Annotated in this window: 21 protein-coding genes and 3 pseudogenes; 11 read left to right on the top strand and 13 right to left on the bottom strand. The window is 72.0% G+C overall.

Translation table 11 applies throughout. The features are described from left to right. Positions 1–65 precede the first annotated feature (65 nt). Positions 66–2,132 carry a beta-galactosidase gene (locus OG332_RS40815; protein ID WP_327418176.1) on the bottom strand — a complete coding sequence of 689 codons (2,067 nt, stop codon included), beginning with the start codon at positions 2,130–2,132 and terminating at the stop codon, positions 66–68. A 65-nt stretch (positions 2,133–2,197) separates the two neighbouring features. Beyond that, on the bottom strand, positions 2,198–3,181 hold the full coding sequence (locus tag OG332_RS40810) for a LacI family DNA-binding transcriptional regulator (RefSeq protein ID WP_327418175.1): 984 nt from the start codon (positions 3,179–3,181) through the stop codon (positions 2,198–2,200). A 347-nt stretch (positions 3,182–3,528) separates the two neighbouring features. Here OG332_RS40810 and OG332_RS40805 point away from each other — a divergent pair, with 347 nt between their 5' ends. The 4 genes from OG332_RS40805 to OG332_RS40790 are packed head-to-tail and all read left to right on the top strand — an operon-like array spanning position 3,529 to position 8,261. Further along, positions 3,529–4,413 (top strand): carbohydrate ABC transporter permease, encoded by an 885-nt coding sequence (locus OG332_RS40805; protein WP_327418174.1) that lies wholly within the window; start codon positions 3,529–3,531, stop codon positions 4,411–4,413. Next, the gene (locus tag OG332_RS40800) at positions 4,410–5,282 is read left to right on the top strand and encodes a carbohydrate ABC transporter permease (RefSeq protein ID WP_442816291.1); all 873 of its coding nucleotides are present in this window, start codon (positions 4,410–4,412) and stop codon (positions 5,280–5,282) included. The genes OG332_RS40805 and OG332_RS40800 overlap by 4 nt, the downstream gene beginning before the upstream one ends. A 44-nt stretch (positions 5,283–5,326) precedes the next feature. Then, on the top strand, positions 5,327–6,676 hold the full coding sequence (locus tag OG332_RS40795) for an ABC transporter substrate-binding protein (protein ID WP_327418173.1): 1,350 nt from the start codon (positions 5,327–5,329) through the stop codon (positions 6,674–6,676). A 40-nt stretch (positions 6,677–6,716) separates the two neighbouring features. After that, a complete protein-coding gene (locus OG332_RS40790) occupies positions 6,717–8,261 on the top strand; it encodes a glycoside hydrolase family 31 protein (protein ID WP_327418172.1) in 1,545 nt (514 codons plus the stop codon). Positions 8,262–8,306: 45 nt separating this feature from the next. On the opposite strand, the gene galK is transcribed toward OG332_RS40790, so the two are convergent. Further along, positions 8,307–9,506: a galactokinase gene (gene galK, locus OG332_RS40785; protein WP_327418171.1), complete on the bottom strand. Its 1,200-nt coding sequence runs from the start codon at positions 9,504–9,506 to the stop codon at positions 8,307–8,309. Beyond that, positions 9,503–10,552 (bottom strand): galactose-1-phosphate uridylyltransferase, encoded by a 1,050-nt coding sequence (galT, locus tag OG332_RS40780; RefSeq protein WP_327418170.1) that lies wholly within the window; start codon positions 10,550–10,552, stop codon positions 9,503–9,505. The genes galK and galT overlap by 4 nt, the downstream gene beginning before the upstream one ends. Before the next feature lie 98 nt (positions 10,553–10,650). Here galT and OG332_RS40775 point away from each other — a divergent pair, with 98 nt between their 5' ends. Next, a complete protein-coding gene (locus OG332_RS40775; protein ID WP_327418169.1) occupies positions 10,651–11,499 on the top strand; it encodes a DeoR/GlpR family DNA-binding transcription regulator in 849 nt (282 codons plus the stop codon). Here OG332_RS40775 and OG332_RS40770 read toward each other — a convergent pair. Then, complete coding sequence (locus OG332_RS40770; protein WP_327418168.1) at positions 11,481–12,041, bottom strand: 2'-5' RNA ligase family protein; 561 nt, start codon at positions 12,039–12,041, stop codon at positions 11,481–11,483. The genes OG332_RS40775 and OG332_RS40770 overlap by 19 nt on opposite strands. Before the next feature lie 96 nt (positions 12,042–12,137). Next, positions 12,138–12,950 (bottom strand): crotonase/enoyl-CoA hydratase family protein, encoded by an 813-nt coding sequence (locus tag OG332_RS40765; RefSeq protein ID WP_327418167.1) that lies wholly within the window; start codon positions 12,948–12,950, stop codon positions 12,138–12,140. Positions 12,951–13,168: 218 nt separating this feature from the next. On the opposite strand from OG332_RS40765, the gene OG332_RS40760 reads away from it, so the two are divergent. Both OG332_RS40760 and OG332_RS40755 read left to right on the top strand, forming a co-directional pair. Continuing rightward, positions 13,169–13,876: a hypothetical protein gene (locus OG332_RS40760; protein WP_327418166.1), complete on the top strand. Its 708-nt coding sequence runs from the start codon at positions 13,169–13,171 to the stop codon at positions 13,874–13,876. Positions 13,877–13,891: 15 nt separating this feature from the next. Further along, positions 13,892–13,981, top strand: a pseudogene (locus tag OG332_RS40755) (VOC family protein); the annotation flags it as partial. Between the two features lie 31 nt (positions 13,982–14,012). Here the strand turns inward: OG332_RS40755 and OG332_RS40750 are convergent. Together OG332_RS40750 and OG332_RS40745 are read right to left on the bottom strand one after the other, a co-directional pair. Next, positions 14,013–14,258: pseudogene (locus tag OG332_RS40750) on the bottom strand (erythromycin esterase family protein); the annotation flags it as partial. Positions 14,259–14,562: 304 nt separating this feature from the next. Continuing rightward, positions 14,563–16,626, bottom strand: coding sequence for a SpoIIE family protein phosphatase (locus OG332_RS40745; protein ID WP_327418165.1), 2,064 nt, complete (start codon positions 16,624–16,626; stop codon positions 14,563–14,565). 234 nt (positions 16,627–16,860) lie between these two features. On the opposite strand from OG332_RS40745, the gene OG332_RS40740 reads away from it, so the two are divergent. Both OG332_RS40740 and OG332_RS40735 read left to right on the top strand, forming a co-directional pair. Then, positions 16,861–17,280 (top strand): VOC family protein, encoded by a 420-nt coding sequence (locus OG332_RS40740; RefSeq protein WP_327418164.1) that lies wholly within the window; start codon positions 16,861–16,863, stop codon positions 17,278–17,280. A gap of 194 nt (positions 17,281–17,474) precedes the next feature. Continuing rightward, positions 17,475–17,930 (top strand): GNAT family N-acetyltransferase, encoded by a 456-nt coding sequence (locus OG332_RS40735; RefSeq protein ID WP_327418163.1) that lies wholly within the window; start codon positions 17,475–17,477, stop codon positions 17,928–17,930. Between the two features lie 63 nt (positions 17,931–17,993). Here the strand turns inward: OG332_RS40735 and helR are convergent, their stop codons facing one another. Further along, entirely contained in the window at positions 17,994–20,171 is a 2,178-nt protein-coding gene (gene helR, locus OG332_RS40730; RefSeq protein WP_327418162.1) for an RNA polymerase recycling motor ATPase HelR, read from the bottom strand. 328 nt (positions 20,172–20,499) lie between these two features. Between helR and OG332_RS40725 the strand changes: the two genes are divergently transcribed. Further along, the gene (locus OG332_RS40725; RefSeq protein WP_442816290.1) at positions 20,500–20,607 is read left to right on the top strand and encodes a TOBE domain-containing protein; all 108 of its coding nucleotides are present in this window, start codon (positions 20,500–20,502) and stop codon (positions 20,605–20,607) included. 40 nt (positions 20,608–20,647) lie between these two features. Here OG332_RS40725 and OG332_RS40720 read toward each other — a convergent pair. Next, positions 20,648–20,812: pseudogene (locus OG332_RS40720) on the bottom strand (helix-turn-helix domain-containing protein); the annotation flags it as partial. Between OG332_RS40720 and OG332_RS40715 the strand changes: the two are divergent. Continuing rightward, complete coding sequence (locus OG332_RS40715) at positions 20,778–21,221, top strand: molybdopterin-dependent oxidoreductase (protein ID WP_327418161.1); 444 nt, start codon at positions 20,778–20,780, stop codon at positions 21,219–21,221. The pseudogene OG332_RS40720 and the gene OG332_RS40715 sit on opposite strands and share 35 nt — an antisense overlap. 33 nt (positions 21,222–21,254) lie before the next feature. On the opposite strand, the gene OG332_RS40710 is transcribed toward OG332_RS40715, so the two are convergent. From OG332_RS40710 to OG332_RS40700, 3 genes are all read right to left on the bottom strand, one after another. After that, complete coding sequence (locus OG332_RS40710) at positions 21,255–21,674, bottom strand: TOBE domain-containing protein (protein WP_327418160.1); 420 nt, start codon at positions 21,672–21,674, stop codon at positions 21,255–21,257. Between the two features lie 167 nt (positions 21,675–21,841). Next, positions 21,842–22,750, bottom strand: coding sequence for an SDR family oxidoreductase (locus OG332_RS40705; protein WP_327418159.1), 909 nt, complete (start codon positions 22,748–22,750; stop codon positions 21,842–21,844). Next, positions 22,747–23,472, bottom strand: coding sequence for a TetR/AcrR family transcriptional regulator (locus OG332_RS40700; RefSeq protein WP_327418158.1), 726 nt, complete (start codon positions 23,470–23,472; stop codon positions 22,747–22,749). Before OG332_RS40700 ends, OG332_RS40705 begins: the two co-directional genes overlap by 4 nt. Positions 23,473–23,870 lie beyond the last annotated feature (398 nt).

The raw sequence follows: 23,870 nt of genomic DNA, 5'->3' as shown, positions 1-23,870 counted from the left end.
CCTCCGAGTGCCTGGGGGGTGGGACGTGCGGGGTGGAGCGGTGGATCGGTGACGCGGTGGTTCGCTCAGTTGCCGCCGCTGCCGAGGACGGCGACGCCCCGCGGTGCGAGGGTCACGCGGCGGACGAGGGGCCGGTGGGCGTCGAGCAGGTCCCGGCGGTCGGCCGGCAGCGCCACCTCCTGCTCGTGCTCGGTGTGGTTGAGCAGGATGAGGACGTCGTGATCGGCGCCGTGCCGGATCGTCGCCTGGATGCCGGCGGGCAGGCCGGGCAGCACGGGCGCGACCCCCGCTTCGGCCAGTGAGCGGTCGACGAGGGCCCGCATCGTGTCGGGGTCGGGGCGGGTCGCGACGTAGCGGGCGGTCCCCCGGCCATGGGCGTGCACCGTGACCGCCGGGCGGTCGTCGTCCCAGTCGGGTCCGGCGAAGAAGAGTTCGGGACGGGCGCCGGTGAGCTTCACGTCCTCGCGCCACAGCGAGGCCGGCGGCGGCGCCGCGGGAGCGGCCGGGGCGTCTGCTTCCGGAGCGCGAAGAGGGACCGCCTCGTCCGCTGCGGCCGGCCAGAACTCCTCGACCCGTACGCCCAGCACGTCGTCCAGCGCGGCGGGACGGCCGCCCGGATGCAGGCGGTCGTGCTCGTCGACGATCCCGGTGAAGAAGGAGGCGAGCAGGGATCCGCCCTCCGCCGCGAACGTGTTGATCCGCGCGGCGTTCTCGGCCGACAGCAGGTAGTGGCCGGGCAGCACGAGCAGCTTGTACGGCGAGAGGTCGGCGCACGGATGGACGACGTCGATGCCGACGCCCGCCTCGAACAGGGGCGCATAGTGGTCGAGGACGCGGTCGAGGCAGCGCACGGCGTCCGAGGGATGCGAGTCGAGTTCGAGCGCCCACCAGTTGTCCCAGTCGAAGACGATCGCGACCTCGTTGCGGACGAGCGTGCCGGCCAGCTCGGGCACCAGGGCCAGTTCGCGGCCCAGCTCGCGCACTTCGGCGTGCACCCGGGTCGCGGGCCCCGCGTGCGGGACCATCCCGGAGTGGAACTTCTCGGCGCCGCCGCGGGACTGCCTCCACTGGAAGTACATGACGGCGTCGGCGCCCTGGGCGACGGCCTGCCAGCTCCACAGGCGCATCCGGCCGGGGCTCTTGCCCCCGTTGCGGCCCCGCCAGTTGACGGCGGACGGGGCCTGTTCGGTCAGCAGCCACGGCTTCCCGCCGGCGGCGCCGCGCAGGAGGTCGTACGACAGCGCCGCGCCGATGTGCGCCGCGTCCCCGTGGGGGTCCGGGTAGCTGTCGAGGGCGAGGACGTCCATCTCGGGCGCCCACGCGTGGACGTCGACCGCCTTGTGTCCGGCGAGGAAGTTCGTGGTCACCGGGGTGTCGGGGGTGATGCGGCGCAGCACGTCGCGTTCGAGGGTGAAGCACGTGCGCAGCGCGTCGCTGCTGAACCGCTTGAAGTCGAGCTGCTGGGATGGGTTGGGGTAGGTGGGTGCGCTGCGCGGGGGCAGGATCTGGTCGAAGGAGGTGTAGCGCTGCGACCAGAAGTCGGTGGACCAGGCCTCGTTGAGCGCGTCGACCTCGCCGTACCGGGCCGCGAGCCAGCGTCGGAAGTCTGCGGCGGAGGTGTCGCAGAAGCATTCGGCGACATGGATCCCGTACTCGTTGCCGACGTGCCACAGACCCAGCGCCGGATGGTCGCGGTAGTGCGTGGCGACGGCTTCGACCAGGCGGACGGCCCGGTCGCGGAAGACCGGGCTGGAGGGGCAGAAGTGCTGGCGGCCCCCCGGGGACAGGACGCCTCCGGAGGCGGTGACCGGCAGGATCTCGGGGTGCTCGGTGGCGAGCCAGGGGGGTGGCGAGGCGGTCATGGTGGCCAGGTCGGCGGTGATGCCGTGGGCCGCCAGGTCGTCCATGACGGTGTCGAAGAACCGGAAGTCGTAGGCGTCGCGGGAGGGTTCGACGCGGGCCCAGGCGAAGATGGCGAGGTTGACGAGGTTGACGCCCGCCTGGTTCATCAGGCGCAGGTCCTCGGCGCGGGTGGCCTCGTCCCACTGTTCGGGGTTGTAGTCGCCGCCGAATCCGAGACCGCCCAGCCGTGTGCCGAGGGTCCGGGCACGGTCGTGTGCCGGAGAGTTCATCTTCCTTACCCCTTCAGGTGCTTCGGGACGTAATGCGTCCTCGTGGAGGACGCGCCGGTCCGGGCTCAGACGCGTGGCGGCGCCGTGCTGGCGCGCTCCACGAGGGTCGGCATGACCGACACGATGGACGAGTCCGTCGACGCATCGCCCTCGATCTGGCTCAGGAGCCGGTCCACGCAGGCCGCGCCGACCCGGGTGAGGTCCTGGTCCACGGTGGTCAACGGGGGGAGGAAGTAGCCGGATTCGACGATGTTGTCGAAGCCGACCACGCTCACGTCCTCCGGGACCGAGCGCCCCGCCTCGCGCAGCGCCCGGACCAGGCCGAGCGCCATCTGGTCATTGGCGGCGAACACCGCGGTGACTTCCGGCCGGCCGGCGAGTTCCCGGCCCGCCCGGTAGCCGCTCCCGGCACTCCAGTCGCCGTGGACGGCCGGCGGGACCGGGGCGCCCGCCGCCCGGAGCACGCGCTGCCACGCCTCGGCGCGGCGGCGCGCGGGGTGGGAGTCCTGGGGGCCGGCCAGGTGCCACACCGTGGTGTGGCCGAGTCCCAGCAGGTGGGTCACGGCGATCTCCGCTCCGGCCGCGTGGTCGGTGTGGACGCCGGGGTAGCGGTGGTCCTCGCCGCCGTCGACGACCACGACCGGAAGCCCCCAGGGGAGCATCAGGGAACCGGTGAGGATCTGCGCCTCGTTGACGATGACCCCGTCGACGGCATGACCGCTCAGCCTCCGGAACGCCTCCAGCACCGCCTCCTGGGTCTGCGCCTGCGGGACGACGACGTTGACCGAGTACTCGGTGGACTGCACGGCGGAGACGATCGACTCCAGGGTGCGCGCGTTCCCGTGGGCCTTGAGGTCGAAGCTGATGACGCCGATCATCCGGAACTTGCCGGTGGCCAGCGCCCGGGCGGCGGTGTTGGGGCGGTACCCGAGCATGCGGACGGCCCGGACGACGCGGTCGCGGGTGGCCTCGTCGACGTGGGCCGTCGCGTTGACCACGCGGGAGACGGTCTGCGCCGAGACTCCCGCCATGGCCGCGACGTCCGCCATCGACGGGGGCCTGGGGCGATCCGCGGCCGGGGAACGGGGCCTGCGTGGCCGCTGTCCGTCCTTCGCCATGGTGCAGTTCCTCTCGCACGGTGCGGCCCGGGCGTCTTCCCGACCGCCGCCATGTTTGCGCGAACATGGCGCGTCGGTCAACAGGTCGGCGCGCGGCAACGGACGGACCAAGGACCGGACATCGCACCTCCTGACACCTGAAGTCCCTTGAAATTCAAGGCAACTGACGATCCACCAGGAGTCTTTGTCAAAACTCTTGACACTCTCCGAGAGGAGTCGACACACGGTTCCGAACCGCGCCGCCATGTTGGCGCTAACACGCATCGGAGATCCTACCCTTGAAACGCGGCGCTGCTCGGCGCAACCTCACCGCCCATGCGTTCTTCCTGCCGTTCCTCTGCGTCTTCGTCATCGCGGTCGTCGCCCCGCTGGCGTACTCGGTCAACCTGAGCCTCTATCAGGAGCGCATGATCGGCGGGATGGTCTTCACCGGGCTGGACAACTACACCAAGGCGTTCGGGGACAGCCTGTTCCACGCCGGTCTCGCCCGCGTCGCACTCTTCTTCGCGATCCAGGTACCGCTCATGCTCGGCCTCGCGCTGGCGGCCGCCCTTGCGATCGACAGTGGCCGGCTGCGCGCGCCGGGGCTGTTCCGGATCGGCATCTTCGTCCCGTACGCCGTTCCCGGCGTCGTCGCGGCACTGATGTGGGGCTACCTGTACGGCGACCGCTTCGGCCTCGCCGGCGAGATCGGCGACCTGTTGCACACCGAGCTGCCCGACCTGCTCTCCGGGAGCTGGATGCTCGCGTCGATCGGCAACATCGTCACCTGGTCGTACGTCGGCTACAACATGCTGATCTTCTACGCCGCGCTGCGGTCCATCCCCGAGGAGCTGTACGAGGCGGCCGAGGTCGACGGTGCCGGAGCCTTCCGCAAGGCGTTCAGCATCAAGTTGCCCGCGCTGCGCCCGGCGCTGCTGCTGGCCACCACCTTCTCGGTGATCGGCAGCTTCCAGCTCTTCAACGAGCCGAGCGTGCTCCAGTCCCTGGCGCCCGCCGCCGTCTCCACGAACTACACCCCCAACATGTACGCGTACGGCCTCGCCTTCGACGGACGCCAGTTCAACTACTCGGCCGCCGTCGCCGTGCTGCTCGGCCTGGTGACCGTGCTCGTCGTGTTCGGGGTGCAGCGCGCGACCGCCCGAAGGGAGCGCCTGTGGTGACCGCCGCGCGCCGCCGCCCGGGCCGGGCGTCCACCGCTCTGACCGTGGCGATGGGCCTGATGCTCGCGTACACGCTGATCCCCTTGCTCTGGCTCGCCATCAGTGCGACGAAGTCCCACCAGACCCTTTTCGAGTCGCCCGGGCTGTGGTTCGGGGACGGCTTCCACCTGTTCGAGAACGTCCGGGACGCCTTCGCCTACGAGGACGGGATCTACCTGCGCTGGTTCGGCAACACCCTTCTCTACTCGGTGGTCGGGGCGGGTGGGGCCTCGGTCATCGCGACGATGGGCGGGTACGCCCTCGCCACGTACGAGTTCGTGGGCCGCCGGATGCTGTCCGCCGTCGTCATCGGGGCGATCTCGATCCCCGCGTCCGCACTCGCCGTCCCGACGTACTTGCTGTTCAGCGACATGGGCATCGTCAACACACCGTGGGCGGTCCTGCTGCCCTCCCTCGCCAGTCCGTTCGGGCTCTATCTGATGCGCGTGTACGCGACCGAGGCCGTTCCGGACGCGGTGCTGGAGGCCGCACGCATCGACGGCGCCGGTGAACTGCGCATCTTCCTCACCATCGCGCTGCGTCTGCTGGCTCCCGGTTTCGTCACCGTGCTGCTGTTCACCCTCGTCGCCACCTGGAACAACTACTTCCTGCCGCTGATCGTGCTCAACGACCCGGAGCTGTTCCCCCTCACGGTGGGACTGCGGCAGTGGGACTCGCTCGCGCAGGGCGGCGCCGGCGCCGGCGCCACACCGGTCCTCCCGCCGGTGATCACCGGCAGCCTGCTGGCCGTCGTCCCGCTGATCGTCGCGTTCCTCTTCCTCCAGCGGTTCTGGCAATCGGGACTGGCCGCCGGCGGCGTCAAGCAGTAGCCCACCGCCCACCCTTCTCCACGTCCGGAACGAAAGGCTTCGACATGAGCAGTTCCCTGCGGCCGTCGGCTCTCACCCGCGCCCTCAGCGCGGCCGCCCTCGCGGCCCTCTCCCTCTCTCTCACCGCGTGCGGCGGCGGCCCGGGCAGCTCCGACGGCGGCAGCAAGGGCGACCCCGCGGCCGTGCGGGCCGCCCTGGACAGGCCCGCCGAGATCACCTTCTGGACCTGGGTCCCGAACATCGACAAGACGGTCGCGCTGTTCGAGAAGAAGTACCCGAAGATCAAGGTCAACCTGGTCAACGCGGGCCGGTCCAAGGACGAGTACACGAAGCTGACCACCACCCTCAAGGCGGGCACGGGCGCGCCCGACGTCGTGCAGATCGAGTACTTCGCGCTCCCCCAGTTCGCGATGACCAAGTCCCTGGTCGACCTCGCCGGCTACGGCTCCGCCGCTCTGAAGGACGAGTTCGCCGATTCGGCCTGGTCCCAGGTCAGCGTCGCCGACGGCATCTACGGCATACCGCAGGACACGGGGCCGATGGCCATGTTCTACCGCAAGGACATCCTCGACAGGTTCGGCGCAACCCCGCCGAGCACGTGGGAGGAGTACGGCGCCCTCGCCAGGAAGATCCACGACGCCGGTCCGGACGTCCGGATCACGTACGTCGACCCCGGCGACGCGGGCACGTCCAACAGCCTGATCTGGCAGGCCGGCGGCAAGCCGTACACCGTCGACGGCGCCACCGACGTCGCCGTCGACCTCAAGAACGACGCCGGGGCCAAGGCATACGCCGACACCTGGGGCCCGCTGATCGAGAACAAGCTGGTCGACTCCACCGCGAGCTGGACCGACGAGTGGTGGAAGTCGATGGCCTCCGGACGGTACGCGACCTGGCTGGCCGGCGCCTGGGCGCCGGCGGTTCTGGAGCAGAACATCCCGCAGAGCGGCGGTCAGTGGTCGGTCGCTCCCATGCCGGGCGGTGTCAGCGCGGAGAACGGCGGCTCGTCGGTCGCGGTCACCACCCAGGCGAGGAACAAGGAGGCCTCGGTGGCCTTCGTCCAGTGGCTTGGCACCGACCCGGAGGCCGTCAGGTCGCTCAACTCCCAGGTCGGGCTGTTCCCCGCGACCAAGGTGCTGCTCGACGATCCCGGCTTCCGCGGCGCCGGGGTTCCGTTCTTCCCCGGCGGCAAGCCGAACGAGGTCTTCGCCGACATGTCGAAGGCCGTGCGCCCCGGCTGGCAGTACCTGCCGTTCCAGGTCTACGCGAACAGCGTCTTCAAGGACTCCGTCGGACAGGCCCTGCAGCCGGGCGGCAACCTGCCCGGCGCGCTGGCCACCTGGCAGGACCGGGTGAAGGCGTACGGCAAGGAACAGGGCTTCACCGTCAAGTAGTGCGAGGACCCGCCCCTTTCACCGGAGGTACCCCACAGGTATGACGACACTCGAACTCCCCCTCCTCGACGGGGAACACTGGTGGGGAGGGGCGGTCGCCGAAGGGCGGCACATGCCGTACCCCGACGGCTACACCTTCGACCTGCGTGACGTGCTGGCCAACCAGGGCATGCCGCTGCTGCTCTCCGACCGCGGCCGCTGGGTGCACAGCGAGCGCACCTTCGCCTTCGCCCTCTCCGACGGCCGGCTGAGCGTGCGGGCGCACGAAGCGGACGCGGTCGTCGAGTACGGCGAGGGACACGGCGACCTGCGCGGGGCGTACCGCCACGCGATCACCCGCCACTACCCGCCGTCCGGCACGATGCCGGACCCGCTCCTCTTCGCCGCACCGCAGTACAACCTGTGGATCGAGACGGTGTTCGAGCCGACCCAGGCGAAGGTCCTGGCGTACGCGCAACGCCTGCTCGCGGAGGGCTTCCCGCCCGGCGTGCTGATGATCGACGACCGGTGGAGCAACGACTACGGGGACTGGACCTTCCACCCCGGCCGTTTCCCCGATCCGGCGGGCATGGTCGCCGAGCTCCACCGGCTCGGCTTCAAGGTGATGCTGTGGCTCGTGCCGTACGTGACCCCGGACTCCCCCACCGCGCGCCGGCTGGGCGACCGGGGCCTGCTGGTCCGCGACTTCGGAACCGGCTCGGACGGGCGGGCCGCGGTCGCCCGGTGGTGGAACGGCTGGAGCGCCGGCCTCGACCTGCTCGATCCGCGGGCCCGGGCATGGCTCGCCGGCCGCCTGGAAGCCCTGCGGGACGACATCGGCGTCGACGGGTTCAAATTCGACGGCGGCGACGCGCCCTGGTGGCGCGCGCTCGGGTGCGCGGACCCGGAGGCCTACACGCACGCGTGGAACCGCTTCGGTGCCGACTGCCCGCTCAACGAGTTCCGTGACGCGTGGCGCGCGGCGGGCCTGCCGCTCGCGCAACGCCAGCAGGACAAGTACCACGTGTGGGAGGGACGCTTCGGGCTGGCGAGCCTGATCCCGAACGCCCTGGCCCAGGCCCTGACCGGCCATGCGTTCACATGTCCCGACATGATCGGCGGCGGCGAGTTCCGCTTCGTCCCGGGTGAGGACGGCGAGGGTTTCGACGAGGAGCTGTTCGTCCGCTACGCCCAGATCGCCGCGCTGTTCCCCATGATGCAGTTCTCCACGGCGCCGTGGCGCGTGCTCTCCGCCGACGGCCTCGCGATCGTCCGCGCGGCCGCCCGCCTCCACACCGAGTTCGCCCCGGAGCTGCTCTCCCTCGCCGCCCACGCCGCCGCCACGGGCGAACCGGTCCAGCGCCCCCTCGAATGGGCCTTCCCGCACCGGGGGTACGCGGCGGTCACCGACCAGTTCGTGCTGGGTGACAGCCTGATGGTGGCTCCGGTGGTGGCCAAGGGCGCGGTCGGACGGCAGGTCGTGATCCCACCGGGCACGTGGCTGGCCGACGACGGCCGGTCGTACGAGGGCCCGGCCACGGTCTGGATGGACGCGCCCTTGACCCGGCTGCCGTACCTGCGCAGGACGGACGCGCCACAACGGTGAAGAACTGCCGGCGCGGGACCCCGCGTCCCGCGCCGGACGCCCCCGCTACCGCGTCCCGGGGGCGGGCACGAGGCGACGCGCACCCGCGGCCGGGGTGGCCTCCAGGATGCGCGGGGGGCGGTGGCCCGCGGCGCCGAAGGCCGCGGTGACCGACTCGCCCACCACGCCCTCCCGGCCGTCCTCCACCAGCACGATGACGGATCCTCCGAAGCCGCCTCCGGTCATCCGGGCGCCGAGTGCCCCGGCGCCCAGCGCGGCGCTCACGGCGAGGTCGGTCTCCGGGCAGGAGACGCGGTAGTCGTCGCGGAGCGAGGCGTGGCCTTCGGTGAGGATCGGACCGAGCGCCGCGGCGTCCCCCTCCCGCAACCGGGAGACGGCCTCGGTGACCCGGGCGTTCTCGGTCACCACGTGCCGCACCAGCGGGGCGAGTTCCGCCGGCAGGGCGTCCAGGGCCCGCGGGAGTTCCCCGATGGGCAGGTCGCGCAGAGCGGGCAGCCCGAGCAGCGTGGCCGCGCGTTCGCAGCCCGCGCGCAGGGCGGCGTACGCCCCGTCCCCGAGGTCGTGGGTGACGCGGGTGTCCATCACCAGCAGCCGCAGCCCCTGCCCCCGCAGGTCGAAGGGCACCTGCCGGTGGGCTTCCGGGGTGCGGGCGTCGAGGTGGAGGGCGGCCTCGGCGGTGCAGCAGACGGAGGCCATCTGGTCCATGATCCCGCAGGGCACTCCGGCGAAGCCGTTCTCCGCGCGCTGGGCGATCCGGGCCAGTTCGGGCCCGGGCAGGCCGAGTCCGTACAGCTCGTCGTACGCCACCGCGACCGCGCACTCCAGCGCTGCGGAGGAGGAGAGGCCTGCGCCGGTGGGCACCGTGCTGTCGAAGTGGAGGTCCGCGCCCCCGACCGGGTGCCCGGCCTCGGCGAGTGCCCAGACCACGCCGGCCGGATAGCCGGTCCACCCCTTGGCGGCGCCGGGGGCGAGCCCGGCCACCGCCAGGTCGGTGATCCGGCCGTCGCCCTGCGCGCTGTGCAGCCGCAGCCGTCCGTCGGTACGGGCGCGGGCGGCGAGCAGGGTGGTCTGCGGGAGGGCCATCGGGAGGGCGAAGCCGTCGTTGTAGTCGGTGTGTTCGCCGATCAGGTTGACCCGGCCCGGCGCCGCCCACACCCCGTCCGGGGGGCCGCCGAAGAGCCGCCCGAAGGTGTCCGCGACCCGCTCGGCCCGGCTGCCCTCGTCCCACTGAACGGTCCGGTTCACGCCAGGGCCTCCCGCAGTCGCCGCGCGGCCGCCTCGGGGGCCACGTCGTTGATGAAGGCGTCCGTACCGGATTCCGTCCCGGCGAGGAACTTGAGCTTGTCGGGAGACCTGCGGATGGTGAACAGCTCCAGGTGCAGGGCCAGTTCCGCGCCCTGGGTGCGCGGCGCCTGATGCCAGGCGGAGACGTACGGCGTGGGAGGAGGCCCCTGCGGCCGCCCCGGTACGGGGAACAGCCGGTCGAAGCGGCGCAGCAGGTCCAGGTAGATGCCGGGGAACTCGGCCCGCTCGGCCTCGGTGAGGCAGGTCAGGTCGGGGACGCGGCGGTGCGGGTAGAGGTGCACCTCGTACGGCCAGCGGGCGGCGTACGGCACGAAGGCGGTCCAGTGCTCACCGGCGGTCACCACCCGCTCGGTGGCGGCGCGGGCGCCGGCCAGCAGGTCCTCGAAGAGGTTGCGTCCGGTGGCGGCGCGGTGGGCGGCAGCGGCGGCGGTCATCTTGGCGGTGCGCGGCGTGACGAACGGGAAGGCGTAGATCTGGCCGTGCGGGTGGGCCAGGGTCACCCCGATCTCGACCCCTCGGTTCTCGAAGCAGTACACCTGCTCGACGCCCGGGAGGGCGGAGAGCTCCGCGGTGCGGTCGGTCCACGCGTCCAGGACCAGGCGGGCGGCGGCCGGGGTGAGGTCGGCGAAACCGGCCTCGTGCTCCGGGGTGAAGCACACGACCTCGCAGCGCCCGGCTTCGCCCGCGAGGGAGGGGAAGCGGTTCTCGAAGACGGCCACTTCGTAGTCGGCGGCGGGGATCTCGCCGAGCCGGCCGTCCCGGGAGGGACACAGGGGGCACTCGCCGGCGGGCGGGTGGTAGGTCCGGCCCTGCCGGTGGGAGGCGATCGTGATCCAGTCACCGGTCGCCTCGTCCCGGCGCAGTTCCGGGTGACTGCGCACGCGGTCCAGCGGGCGCAGGTCGGGCGCCTCGCGCACGGCGCTCTCGTCGTTGTCGAAGTAGATCAGTTCGCGGCCGTCCGCGAGTCTCGCGAGGGTCTTCTTCACCCACCAAGACTAAACAGATTCCAAAACAAATCAACATGATGATGCGTGCTATGTTGTCGCTTTCTGATCGGATGTCCCCGCTATCCGGGAGTGACCTCGTGGCCGAGCAGCAGGCTGCACAGCTGGCCCATCAGCGCCGCGCCTTCATCCTCGACGCGGTCCGGCGCGAGGGCACGGTACGGGTGGCGGACCTCGTCGGACGGCTCGGCGTCTCGGACATGACGATCCGCCGGGACCTGGACGCCCTGGCCCGGCGCGGCGCCGTGGAGAAGGTCTACGGCGGGGCCGTCGCCACCGCCGGGCCGAGCGCGCACGAGCCCGGATTCGACGCCAAGTCCGATCTGGAGGCGGCCGCCAAGGCCGCCATCGCGGACACGGCCGCGGGCCTGGTGGAACCGGGCAGCGTGGTCGCGGTCTCGGGCGGCACCACCGCGCACGCGGTCGCCACCCGGCTGCTCGGTGTGCCGCGGCTCACGATCGTCACCAACTCCCTTCCGGTGGCCGATCTGGTGCGGGCGGCCGACCGCGACGGCGCGGGCGCGGCCCCCACCCTGCTGCTCACCGGCGGCTCCCCCACCCCCTCGGCCGCGCTGGTCGGCCCGCTCGCCGACCTGGTGATCGGCTCTCTCCACGTGGACCTGCTCGTCCTCGGCGCCCACGGGGTGACGGAGGAGGCGGGACTGACCACCCCCAACCTCACGGAGGCCCAGACCAACCGGGCCCTGGTCGCCTCGGCACGGCGGATCGCCGTCGTGGCCGACCACAGCAAGTGGGGGGTGGTCGGGCTCAGCGGTTTCGCCGCGCTGGACCGGGCCGACTGGTTCGTGACCGACGCGGGGATGCCCGCGCCGGCCCGCGCCGTCCTGAGGGAGGCGGTGGGTGAACTCCTCATCGCGGGCGAGGAGCACGGTGATGACGACGGCGAGGATCAGGGCGAGCCGCACTGATCTCCGTGCCAGTGGAGTTCGCCCGTGCCCAGGAGGATCGTGGCCCGCGGCCTCATCGGCTCCTCACCCCCGCGGGCGAGCAGAACGATTTCGCCGACCTCCGCCTGCATGGTGCCCAGGCGAGCGGCGCACTCCGCGGCCAGCTGCCGCGGGTCACGGGTGCGCCCCAGCGACAGGTGGGGCGTGAAGGACGGGAATCGGCCGCGGCAGAGGGGGAAGGGCTCCGCCAGGGCCCGCTGGAGCGCCGTCCAGGGGGCGGGGCCGGCAGCCGCGGGATCCAGCCACACGGTGGAGGAGGCGCGGTGCCGGAAAATGCGCACTCCGCCGAGGCGGACGGAGAAGGGCTCGATCTCGGTGGCGGCAGCGGCCAGGAGCGGGGCCGCCGCCGTGAAGTCGGCCTCCGGGACGAAGCCGAAGATCAGGTTCACGTGCGGGGGCCAGCGGCGGATCTGGGGGTCGTGCTCGGCCCGGATGCTCTGGATGGGAGGCCACAGTCCGGCCGGAGGAAGCCACACGACCGCGGTCCGGGGCGTGGGGGCCACCTCGAGGAATCCTGGGGCACCGGCTCGGCCACCGGTGGTCGGGAACCCGTTCACATGGCCATGATGCCCCCGGGGACCCCGTCGGGGCCGTGCCTCTCAGCCGGTGAAGGAGCCGTGGCGGCCGGCGCCGCCCGCGAACCGGTCGGCGCCGGCCTGGGTCTCCCCCGCGGTGAGCGGCACGAGGCCGTGGCGGTATTCGGCCGCCAGCGCTTCCCGCTCGTCCAGACCGTGCTGTTCCCGTACGGAGAGCCGGTCGTGCCGCAGGCACGACTGCGGGAACCCCGCGATCTCGTGGGCGAGTCGCTCGGCCGCCCGGCGGGCTTCCCCGGGCGGCACGAGGCGGTTGACGAGGCCGATCCCGTACGCCTCGGCGGCGGTCACGGGGCGGCCGGTGAGGATCAGGTCCATCGCGCGGCTCTCCCCGATCAGGCGCGGCAGCCGCACCGTGCCCCCGTCGATCAGCGGCACGCCCCAGCGGCGGCAGAACACGCCGAAGGTCGCGTCCTCCTCGGCCACCCTCAGGTCGCACCACAGGGCCAGTTCGAGTCCGCCCGCGACCGCGTGGCCGCTGACCGCGGCGATCACCGGTTTGGTCAGGCTCAGCCGGGTGGGACCCATCGGCCCGTCGCCCTCGGCCAGCACCTGGTTGCCACGGTCGGTCCCGACGGCCTTGAGGTCCGCGCCCGCGCAGAACGTACCGCCCTCGCCCCACAGCACGGCGACGGACGCCCCCTCGTCCTCCTCGAACGCACGGAAGGCATCGGCGAGCAGGGCCGCCGTCGGACCGTCGACCGCGTTGCGGACCTCCGGACGGCTGAGGATCACCGTACGCACCGGGCCGTCGCCTTCGGTCCGGACTGCAGACGGACCGGCGGGCGTCGTCCCCGGTGTTTCAGAGGTCGTGGCCACAGCGGAACTCCCTGGGTCGAGTGGTGTGCGAACGCCCACTCTGCAGCAATCGCGCGGGCGGCACGAGAGGCCGACGACTGCGCTGACCGCCCCGGAGCGCGCCCGTACCCCGCCCGTCCCGCGCCTGGACTGCGCCCGCCGCCGCGCGGACCTACGCTGCCAGAGGGAGGTGATGCCCGATGTCTTCACCCCGGGCAGCCGCGGCCCGATGTGCGGCCGTGGGAACCGTCTGTCTCTTCATGTTCGCGGGCCCGGGAACGGGCGCCGCCAGGGCCGATGACAACGGCATCGCCGACAAGAGCGCCCCTGCCATCGCGGCGGCCGCCCGTGAGGCCATGTCCGAGCTCGCGTCCATGCGCATGGCGGCCAAGGTGACCGACGTGTCGGGCACCACCGCTCTGGACCTCCGGTTCGACGCGCGGGGCAACTGCGTCGGCACCGTCACCCCACCCGGCGATTCCGGCACGGCCGACGTCGTCAAACGCGGCGACGACGTGTGGCTGAAGCTCGACGACAAACTTCTGCGGGCCCAAGTGCCGGGTGGCGCGGCCGAGGACGCGATCGCGCTCATCAACGGCCGCTATCTGCACGGCACGACGAGCAGCCCGGTCCTGAGCGATTTCGCCGAATTCTGCGATCTCGACTTCTACAAGAAGGAGTTCACCTCGAAACCGGTGAACGAAAAGCTCGAAAAGGGCTCGCGCACCACCGTGGACGGCCGGCCGGCCATCACGGTCAACAGCCGGCAGGCCGACAGGACGGGCGCCTTCCAGGTCTCCACCGAGGACGAGCCGTACCTCCTGCGGATTCAGGGCACCGACGCGTCCGGCGAGCGGGTGGAGGCCTCCTTCTCCGCCTTCGACGAGCCCGTCCAGGCCAAGCCGCCCGCCGCCGCGGACTCGGTCGACCTGTCGGAGCTCCAGTAGCGAAAGGGATCGATCATGGTCACCACCGACTTCGTCCCCGGCTCCCCCTGCTGGATCGACCTCGGCTCGCCCGACGTCCCCGCCGCCGCGGCCTTCTACGGCGCTCCCGTACGGACTCGGCGGTCGTCGGCGCGGCCTCCTCCAGGAAGGCGCCGACCGCGGCGGCCGAGTCCGCGCAGCGCTGCGGGTCGATGCCGACGAAGCGCACCCGCTCGGCCGCCGGGACCGTGCGGTTGTGTTCCCGCATCCACTGGACCATCGCGAGGATCTCCCGGGTCCGCCACGTCCGGAAGTCCAGCCGGGAGACCAGTCGTACGGCGTCGCCCGGGGCGCCCCCCACATAGGCGTCCACGGCCAGGGCCGCCGATTCGCCGGCCTCCATCGCCGGCGCCCTGAACCCCCTCTCGCGGACCAGGAATTCCAGCAGTCGGTGTTTGAGCTGGAAGAACTCCCGTGTGCCGTGCGTGGATTCGCCGAGGCCGACGACGCGCACACCCTTGAGGACCTCGTGCAGCGACTGAAGGTCCTCGTACGGGTCACCGGCGCAAGGAGCGGCGAGAGGGAGCGCGTTCGCGGATAACCAGCGCGTGATCGCGTCGGACAAGAGCAGTCTCCTCGGCCGTGGGTTACGGCGGCTCACGCCTCGGCGCGTGCCGCTCCTGCCGTCGCATGATCGTAGTCCGCGTTCACGGCGTGCGGTGGACCCTGGCGAGGACGAGGACCGTGTCATCGGCCGGCGGGGCGGCCAGGAGGCTCGCGAGGATGTGATCCGCCAGTTCCTCCAACGTGCCCTTCCCCCGGCCCAGTTCGGCGCGCAGCACGTCCAGGCCGGCCTCGATGTCCCGGCCGCGCGCTTCGATGAGGCCGTCGGTGTAGAGCACGAGGGTCGCGTTCTCGGGCAGTTCGACCTCCGTCGCCCGGAAGGGGCAGCCGCCGACGCCGAGCGGGACTCCGAGAACCTCGTCGACGGTCTCCACCGTCCCGTCCGGGCGGAGCACCAGGGGCGGGGGGTGCCCGGCGCTGGCGATGCGGGCGCGTCCGCTCTGCGGGTCGTAGACGATGTACAGGCACGTCGCGAGCTCGATGCCGGTCTCCTGGGCGCACTCGTCGAGCTCGGTGAGCAGGTCGTCGGGCTCGCTGTCGTGCCGCGACAGGGCCTGGGCGGTGATGCGCAGACGCCCCATGGCCGCGGCCGCCGACACCCCGTGCCCCATCACGTCGCCCACCACGAGCGCGATCCGGCCGTCGGACAGGTTGATCACGTCGTACCAGTCGCCGCCGACCTCGGTGATCCGGCTGCCGGGCACGTACCGGTGGGCAACGTCCACGTACGGGCTGCTCGCCAGGGCGGTGGGCAGCAGCGCCCGCTGCAGGGTGAGGGCGATGTCCTGGACACGGGAGTACAGACGGGCGTTGTCGAGGCAGATCGCGGCACGCGAGGCGAGCTCACCGGCGAGGTTGACGTCGTCCTGGGTGAAGGCCGGCCGGCCCTCGGACCGGCCGAACATGGCGATGCCCTGCACGGTGCCCCGGGCGATGAGCGGGGCGACGAGGACGCCGGCCACCCCGCTCTCGGCGAAGAGGCGGGCGCGTGACTCGATGGCGACGGTCCGGGCCAGGAACTCCTCGTTCACCACGGCGGAGACGGCGCGACCGGTGCTCAGCATGTCGTGCATGACGGACCCGGGTGGGTACCGGATCTTGTCCACCCCGCTGACGAGTTCGATCGCCGGCCCGGGGAGGATCGTCCCGGAGGCGATCCTGCGGGTGGACAGCGGCCGCGCCGGGTCGAAGTCCTCCGACTCGTCCATCCACTCCACGACCTCGACGACGGCGCCGTCGCAGAAGTCCGGCATCGACGCGTCGACCAGCTCCTGGGCCGTCTGGTTCACGTCGAGGGTGGTCCCGATGCGCGTGGAGGCCCCGTCCAGCAGGGCGAGCCGCCTGCGGCTGGCGGTGGCTTCGAGAATGGCCTGTTCCCGGTCCGTCACGTCCACCATCAGCCCGCCCACTCCGGGGCGCGAGCCGACCGCCTCGCTCAGCGGGAAGAAGCTCACCGACCGCACCTGGTCGCGGTCCGGATGCCCCTGCGGGCGCATGCCCACCAGCGCCCCCACGACCGGTTCTCCGCCCTGCGCGATGGCGCGGAGCATGCTCTCGTACTCGCCGCCGTCGGACATGATCATGATCTCGTCCATGCGGCGCCCCAGGTGCGCCTCGATGGGCAGGCCGTCCATGTCGGCGAGCACCTGGTTGAGGTGGATGTACCGCAGGTCCGGGTCGAGCATGACCAGACCGATCGGGCAGGTCTCGAAGAGGGCGTCGAGGAAGGCGAGGTTGGTCTTGACCCGGTCGAGCTCGTCACTGCGGCTCGCCAGGCCCATCACCACGGGACGGCTGCCGGCTCCGGCGACGGAGAAGACCCGGAATCCGCAGGCGAAGGCCGTGCCGTCCCGGTGCCGCGCCGTCAGCCGGCCCCTCCAGTACCCCAGGGTCCGGCCCTTCTCCGCCAGCCCGGCACCGGAAGCGGATTCGCCCCGGACCTCGTCGGCGAAGAGGAGGGCGGCGGGCTTCGACAGGATGGCGGCGGATTCGTACCCGAAGAGCTCTCCCGCGCCGGGCCCCCAGTAGCAGACGAGGCCACGGTCGTCGATACCGAAGACGGCCACGCGCACGTGCTCCAGCAGCGTCCCCGGCTCGGACCAGAACGGGCCGTGAGCCTCCGCGCCCCCCGGCCGAGCCGATGGCACGAGACGACCCCTTCCGCCCGCCGGTACCTCCACCCATTATGCGGACGCCACCGTGATTGCGCGGGGCAGGCAGGCGAACCCCACCCATATGACAATGGGATCCATTTGCACGCATGAACGCGATCCCCTCGCGGCAGAGCAGCCCCGGGGGGGCCGGGGAGTCGGGCCGCGCCACCGGCGGGCCTTCGCCTAATCTGGCACAAAATTCCTGCATCAACGCGAAGGGGAAATACCGTGCCTTCTCGCCTCAATCCATACATCAGCTTCAACGGCAACGCCCGGCAGGCCATGGAGTTCTACAAGGGGGTCTTCGGCGGCACCCTGACGGTGAACACGTACGGCGACTTCGGCAGCGGGAAGGAGGCCGGGGGCTCCGACGACATGATCATGCACAGCATGCTCGAGACCGACAACGGCTTCACGCTCATGGGCGCCGACAACCCGCCGGGGTCGGAGATCAAGCCCGGAAACAACATCACGGTGAGCGTGAGCGGGGACGAGGCCGACGAACTGCGCGGCTACTGGGCCAAGCTCTCCGGCGACGGCACGGTCACGGTCCCGCTGGAGCAGCAGATGTGGGGCGACGTCTTCGGCATGTGCACGGACCGCTTCGGCATCACCTGGATGGTCAACATCGTCCGGCCCCACGACTGACCAGACCTGCCGGCCCCGCTAGCAGCCCGGACGCTCCGGGCCACCCCTCCACGGTGGCGCCCCGGGGTTCCGTGTTGCTCCACCCCGGCACCTGCCGGCGCCGCCCGGCTCCCGCATGATCGATTCCCTGCACCGAAGGAGGAGCACGTGCGCTCCTCCCCCACCGCATTCCTTCGATCACGGGAGCCCGCCACATGTCCGACATCAGCGTGCGTGCCGTACGGGCCGAGGACTTCGCCCAGTGGCGCGCCCTCTACCGCGGCTACGCCGAATTCTACAAGGTGGAGCAGACCGAGGATGCGGCCGCCACCGTGTGGTCCTGGGTGAACGACCCCGGTCACGAGGTCGGCGCCCTGGTCGCCGAGGACGCCTCCGGCCGCCTCCTCGGCCTGGCCCACTACCGCCCGTTCGCCCGGCCGCTCTCCGCGACGGTCGGCTGCTTCCTCGACGACCTGTTCGTGGCGCCCGAACACCGCGGATCGGGCGCCGCCGACCGGCTGCTCGGCGCCCTGCGCGAGCTCTCGGCCGAGCGCGGCTGGAGCGTCGTCCGCTGGATCACCGCGGACGACAACCACCGCGCGCGGTCGAAGTACGACCAGGTGGCCACCCGCACCATGTGGGTCACCTACGACATGACGCCCGGCCGCTGACCCTGCCGCGGGGCCCCGGCTCAGTGAGCCGCGGCTCAAGGGCCCCGGCTCAGGAGCCGCCGGCTACGAGCTCGTGAGGATGACGAGCTGCCGGGTCGCGCGGGTCATCGCGACATAGCGGCTGACGGCTCCTTCGACGCCCTCGCCGAACGTATCCGGGTCGATCAGGACGACCAGATCGAATTCGAGCCCCTTCGTGAGTTCCGGCGCCAGCATCCGGACGCGCGACGAGGTCCGGAACGCGCCACCGCTGTCGCCGGCGTCACCGGTGGCGATGACGCAGGCGACCCCCTCGGCATGTGTGGCGAGCCAGGTGTCGAGGACCGAGTCCAGCTCCGCGACGGATCCGTGGACGACGGGGATGCCACTGCTGCGGATCGAGGTGGGCACGTTGGCGTCCGGGAGCACGGCGCGGATGGCCGGCGCGGCGTGCGCCATGACCTCTTCCGGCGTGCGGTAGTTGACGCTCAGGGAAGTCACGTCGATCCGGTCGAGCCCGACCCGTTCGAGCCGTTCCCGCCACGACTCCGTGAACCCCTGCCGTGCTTGGGCGCGGTCGCCGACGATGGTGAAGCTGCGGGACGGGCAGCGCAGCAGCAGCATCTGCCATTCGGCGTCGGTCAGTTCCTGGGCCTCGTCCACGACGATGTGCGCGAACGGGCCGGCGAGCAGGTCCGGTTCGGTGCGCGGCAGTGCGCCCTCGTCGACCAGGGTGTCCTGCAGGTCGGCTCCGTGCAGCATCCCCACCGCGCCTTCGCTCTCGTCGAGCACGACGTTCTGCAGCAGGCTGTCGATGGCGTCGGACCGGCGCGCGCGTTCGGCGGCGACGGCCGCGTCGTGCCGGCGCTTGCGTACGGAGGCCTCCGCGTCGCCGAGCCGCTGCCGGGCCGCGTCCACGAGCGGCAGGTCGGACACCGTCCACGCGTGGGCGTCCGCGCGCTGCAGCGCGCGCACCTCGGCGGGGCCGAGCCAGGGAGCGCACTTGCGCAGGTAGGCGGGCACCGACCACAGGTCCGCGACGAGGTCGGTCGCCTCGATCATCGGCCACGCCCGGTGGAGGGACTTGAGCAGCTGCCGGTCCTGCAGCAGCGCCCTCCTCAGCAGGTGGGGCGGGGCGTCGCTGTCGTCCTTGTCCATCAGGATCGTGGCGAGCTCCTCCCTGATCTGGTCGTGCGCCTCGTTGTGCGGGGTACCGGATTCCACCGCGTCGAACGCCACCGCCCAGTCGTCGGCGCTCAGCCAGAGGTCGGACCAGGGGGTCTCCACCTCCATCCCCTCGGTCGGCGGCTCCTCGTAGATGCGGACGGCCGCTTCGATCGCCTTCACCAGGTCGGCGGACGCCTTCAGCCGGGCCACGCCCGGGTCGGCCTCGACCGCTGCTCCGGCTCCCTCGGTGACGAGGTCCCGAAGGGTGCACGTCTGCACGCCCTCCTCGCCGAGGCTGGGCAGGACGTCGGCGACGTAGGCCAGGTACGGCTCGTGCGGACCGACGAACAGCACGCCGCCCCGACGGTGGCCGAGGCGGGGGTCGGAGTAGACGAGGTGCGCGGCCCGGTGCAGGGCCACGACGGTCTTGCCGGTGCCCGGACCGCCGTCGACGACGAGGGCGCCGCGGGATCCCGCCCGGATGACGGCGTCCTGGTCGGCCTGGATGGTGGCGAGCACATCGCGCATCCGCGCCGACCGGTTGGTGCCCAGGCTGGCGATGAAGGCGGACTGGTCGTCGAGCGCGGCGTGCCCTTCGAGCCCGTCGGCGGTGAACACCTCGTCCCAGTAGTCGCTGATCCGGCCGCGGGTCCAGCGGTACCTGCGGCGGCTCGCCAGACCCATCGGGTTGGCGTGGGTCGCCGCGAAGAACGGCTCGGCCGCGGGGGAACGCCAGTCGACCAGCAGCCGGCGCCCCGTGCTGTCGGTGAGGCCGAGGCGTCCGATGTACACGGGCTCGGCGTCGTCCGCGCTGACGACGTGTCCCAGACACAGGTCCAGGCCGAAGCGGCGCAGGGTGCGCAGACGGCTGGTCAGGCGGTGGATCTCCGCGTCCCGGTCCATCGCCTCGCGACCGATGCCGCCGGGCGCCTTGCGCGCGGCCTCCAGGCGGTCGGACAGTTCGGCGATCGATTGCGCCAGGCTCTCCGAAATGGCAGCGAAGTGCTGCTCGTCGCGGTCGATCAGTGCCGCGTCGGCCTTGGCGGCAAGGCGCTCGGGAAGGTCGAACGCACTGGTGGTGGTAAGGGAGTTCACGGCATCAGCTCCGATCCGAGGTCGCACGACGGATAACTCGACAACAGCAAACACACTGGGTGGATCTCCCGTTTCTGCAGGTCGGACCGCGGTCCGCGAAGTCTGCCTCACGGCCGGGGCCTTGCCGCAAGCCCCCCGGTGCGCTATAAGTTGAGAGTGGCAAGGAGCGGTTCTACCTCCTTGCCTTTCTCTTTGCCCTCTTGCGCTCTCGCCGACGTCGCCACGTCCGCACGCTGATCCGGCATGCCACCCACTCCACGGCCCGGGGGTCGCGCACGCCCCCGAATCCACCACTGGCGAGTACCGCATCTGGTCGGGTCCGCACCGGGTGGTGTCCTTGGTGACCAGGGAGTCGGTCGAGGAGCTCGGCATCACGGTCGGGGCGACGGTGACGGCCCGGGTGAAGTCCACCGAGGTCCACATCGGCCTGGCGTAGCCGGGCCCCCACCGGCCGACGCCCACCGCCCCGCACCCCCTCATCCGCAGCGCAGCGCCGCGTACAGGTCCAGCTTGTGGTCGAGGCGGGACAGGTCGCGGCCCGTCAGGACCTCCACCCGCTCGATCCGGTAGTGCACGGTGTTCACGTGCAGGTGGAGCGCCTGCGCCGTGCGCGCCCAGGAGCAGTTGTCCGCCAGGAAGACCCAGCAGGCCGATCAGCTCCTGTCCGGCCGCCCGCTCCGCGGCGAGCCGGCGCGCCCGGCCGCCGCGGCACTGGGCGAGCACGTCGGCGATCTCGTGGAGTACGCAGGCGCGCTGCTGCGCGACGTGGTGGCGGGGGCCGGTCCTGCCTTCCACGCGCGGCGCCGCAAGGACCGCTCGCGCTTCCTCATCGCCGTCAGCGGCGGGGACGGGCACCACGCCGTCCTCGCCTGGTCCGAACTCGACGAGGACTTCGGAGACAGCCCGGTGCTGCTGGCCACCCGACTCGACGGGGAGGAGCTCGACGAGGCGGGCGCGCAGCTGGTGGTCCCCTCGGACTGGTGCGGGGCGCGCTACGTCAGCGCCGTCACGCACGTGTGGTTCGGCGCGCTGGCGGCGCCGGACCTCTGACCGGGCCGGGCCGGCCCGGCCTCTGACCGGGGGTCAGACGGTGGCGAGGGAGATCTCGGTCGACTTGATCAGCGCGACGACGGACGAGCCGGCGGACAGACCGAGTGCCTCGACCGCGTCGGCGGTGACGGCCGCGGTGAGGTGGCCTCCGTTCACGTTCACCTTCACGGCGGCCATGGCCGGGCCGGTGGCGACGTCGGTGACCGTGCCGGTGAGCTGGTTGCGGATGGAGATGTTCTCGACCGGGCCGGTGGCCAGGGCCACCTCGGTGGCCTTGACGAGCGCCTTGACGCCGGAGCCCGAGGTGATGCCGAGGTCCCTCACGGCGTCGGCGGTGACGGCCACGGTGATCTCCTGCCCCCCGTCCAGACGGACCTTGACCGTCGCCATGGCCTCGCCGACGGTGACGGCGGTGACGGTGCCTGCGATCTGGTTGCGAATGCTGAGACTCATGACGGTTCGACCTCTTACGTGGACGCGTCGCGGTCCGGAGGGAACCGCTCAAGATCGACCGTAGGGCCGCTCGGTCCGGCGCGCACGGACCCCCTCGCATCCGCCGGCCGGAACCACCCGCCCGGCTGGCCCCTGCCGGTGCGAGCGCCCCGGACTCCGCCCGGCCGTCAGAGCGGGTCGCCCAGGGCCCCGTACTCCTCTTCCAGGTTCCGGGCCCAGTGGGCGGCGAAGTCGGGTTGCGTACCGTCGGCGTCGGTGAAGCCGTACTCCCGGTACAGGCCCCACGTGGCCAGGGCCCGCCCGGTCTTGGCCATGACGTCGGGGTCGGCGGCCAGCGCGGCGACTGCCCGGCCGAGGTAGGCGGGGGTCTCGGAGTGGGCGAAGTTCGGGTCCTGGGCGGCGCCGTCGCGCCAGTTGTCCTCGGTGACGCCGAAGTGTTCCAGCAGCGCCTCCGAACGCAGGAAGCCTGGTGTGAGGGCCACGGCCGCGACGCCGTGCGGCTTGAGCTCGGCCGCCTGCGCGACGGCGAGACGGATCACGGAGGATTTCGCCAGGTCGTAGAAGAACGAGCCGCGGTAGCGGGCGGTGTTGCCGTCGGTGACCTCCACGACCAGGCCACTCCTGCGGGCGACCAGCAGCGGGAGCACGAACCGGCTGGTGATCACGTGGGTCTCCACCGCCTGGCGCAGCAGCCGCAGACCCGTCTCCAAGTCCTGCTGCCACAGCGGGTTTTCCCAGTCGGTCAACGGGTCTGCGCCCCACACGGAGTTGACCAGGACGTCGAGCCGCCCCTCCTGCTCGTCCGCGATCCTCTCGGCGAGGGCCCGCACCTCGTCGGGACGGCTGTGGTCGACGCGGACGGGGATGCCGGTGCCGCCCGCGGCGGTGACCTTCTCGGCCGTCGCCTCGATGGTCTCCGGGCGGTCCAGGTCGGAGCGACCGGCCGTGCTGCTGCGGCCGGTGACGTACACCGTGGCACCGGCTGCCCCGAGCTCGACGGCGATGCCCCGTCCGCCTCCCCGGGTGCCGCCGGCGACGAGGGCCACCTTGCCCTTCAGCGAGCGCGTGCCGGTCATCGTGATTCCTCCAGGTCTCGGCCGTGCCGGGGCGCGACGTGCGGGAGCAGTACGGTGTCGAGCTCCTGCCGGAGCCGCTGTTCGAGGGTGCCGCGGCGTTCGAGCGCCCAGGTCAGGCCCGCTCCGGCGGTGATCGCCTGCACGGTGCGGGCCAGGGCCGCGACATCCGTACCGGCACGGAGCTCGCCCGCACCCTCCGCCTCCGCCAGCAATGCCTCGACCGCCCGCCCCTGGGCCCGGTGAACGGCCAGGGCGTGCTCGTAGAGCTGTGGATCGGCAAGGTCCGTGCACAGGAACGCCAGATGATGGGCGAAGGTCTCCGGCGTGTCCATCCCGGCCACCGATTCCACCGTGAGCGCCGCCAGGGCCCCGAGCGCCGAGGCGTGCGCCTGACGCACGCGGCCGGCCCGTTCGCCCGCGTCCTTCGCGGACTGCTCGGCGAGGGCCAGGAGCAGTCCCCGCTTGGACCCGAACCGCTGCACGAGGGTGCCGGGCACCAGCCCGACCTCGCGCGCCACGGCGGCCAGCGTGAGCCCGGCCGGCCCGACCCGGCCCATGACCCGGGCCGCGGCGCGCAGGATCACCGCATCCTCGACCCCGCGGGGACGTCCCACCACCGGCACCTCTTCATTAATAAATGCTCGTTCATTTATTAAACTGCACGACCCGTGCTGCGGCAAGCGCGCCTCGCACGCGATCGGGGTGAGCGGGCCGGTCGCCACTGCGGCCGGGACTCGACCTTGCGCGCCCGGCCCGGCCACTGGCCTACTACGTGAACGAAGGCGAAGTCCCGCGGTCCGGCTCCCGGTTGACGGCCGCGTGCGACCACCTCGTGGACACACCTCCCCGCCGATCCGGCGCCGAGGCCGGGCCGTTGCACGGGCCGTTGCACGGGCCGCGGCAAGATAGCAGCCTTTCGCGGACCCGCCGGGATGTTTGTCCGATGGTGATGTCCTCCCGCAGCGGCGCCACGCCTGGCACTAGCGTCCCGTGACACCCCGGGAATGCGGGTGTGCACCGCACGGCTCGTGCGGACCCTCCTGCCCCGCCACCTTTCCCGGCCCATGGAGCGAGGAGGCACAGTGCTGTCATTGCGGCGGAGATCCTTCAGCAGCTTGTC

The sequence above is a fragment of the Streptomyces sp. NBC_01233 genome (genome assembly GCF_035989305.1).
In the GTDB taxonomy this organism is placed as follows: domain Bacteria; phylum Actinomycetota; class Actinomycetes; order Streptomycetales; family Streptomycetaceae; genus Streptomyces.
Note: the sequence above shows the minus strand (reverse complement) of the source record. Positions and strands in the feature narration are given on the sequence as shown.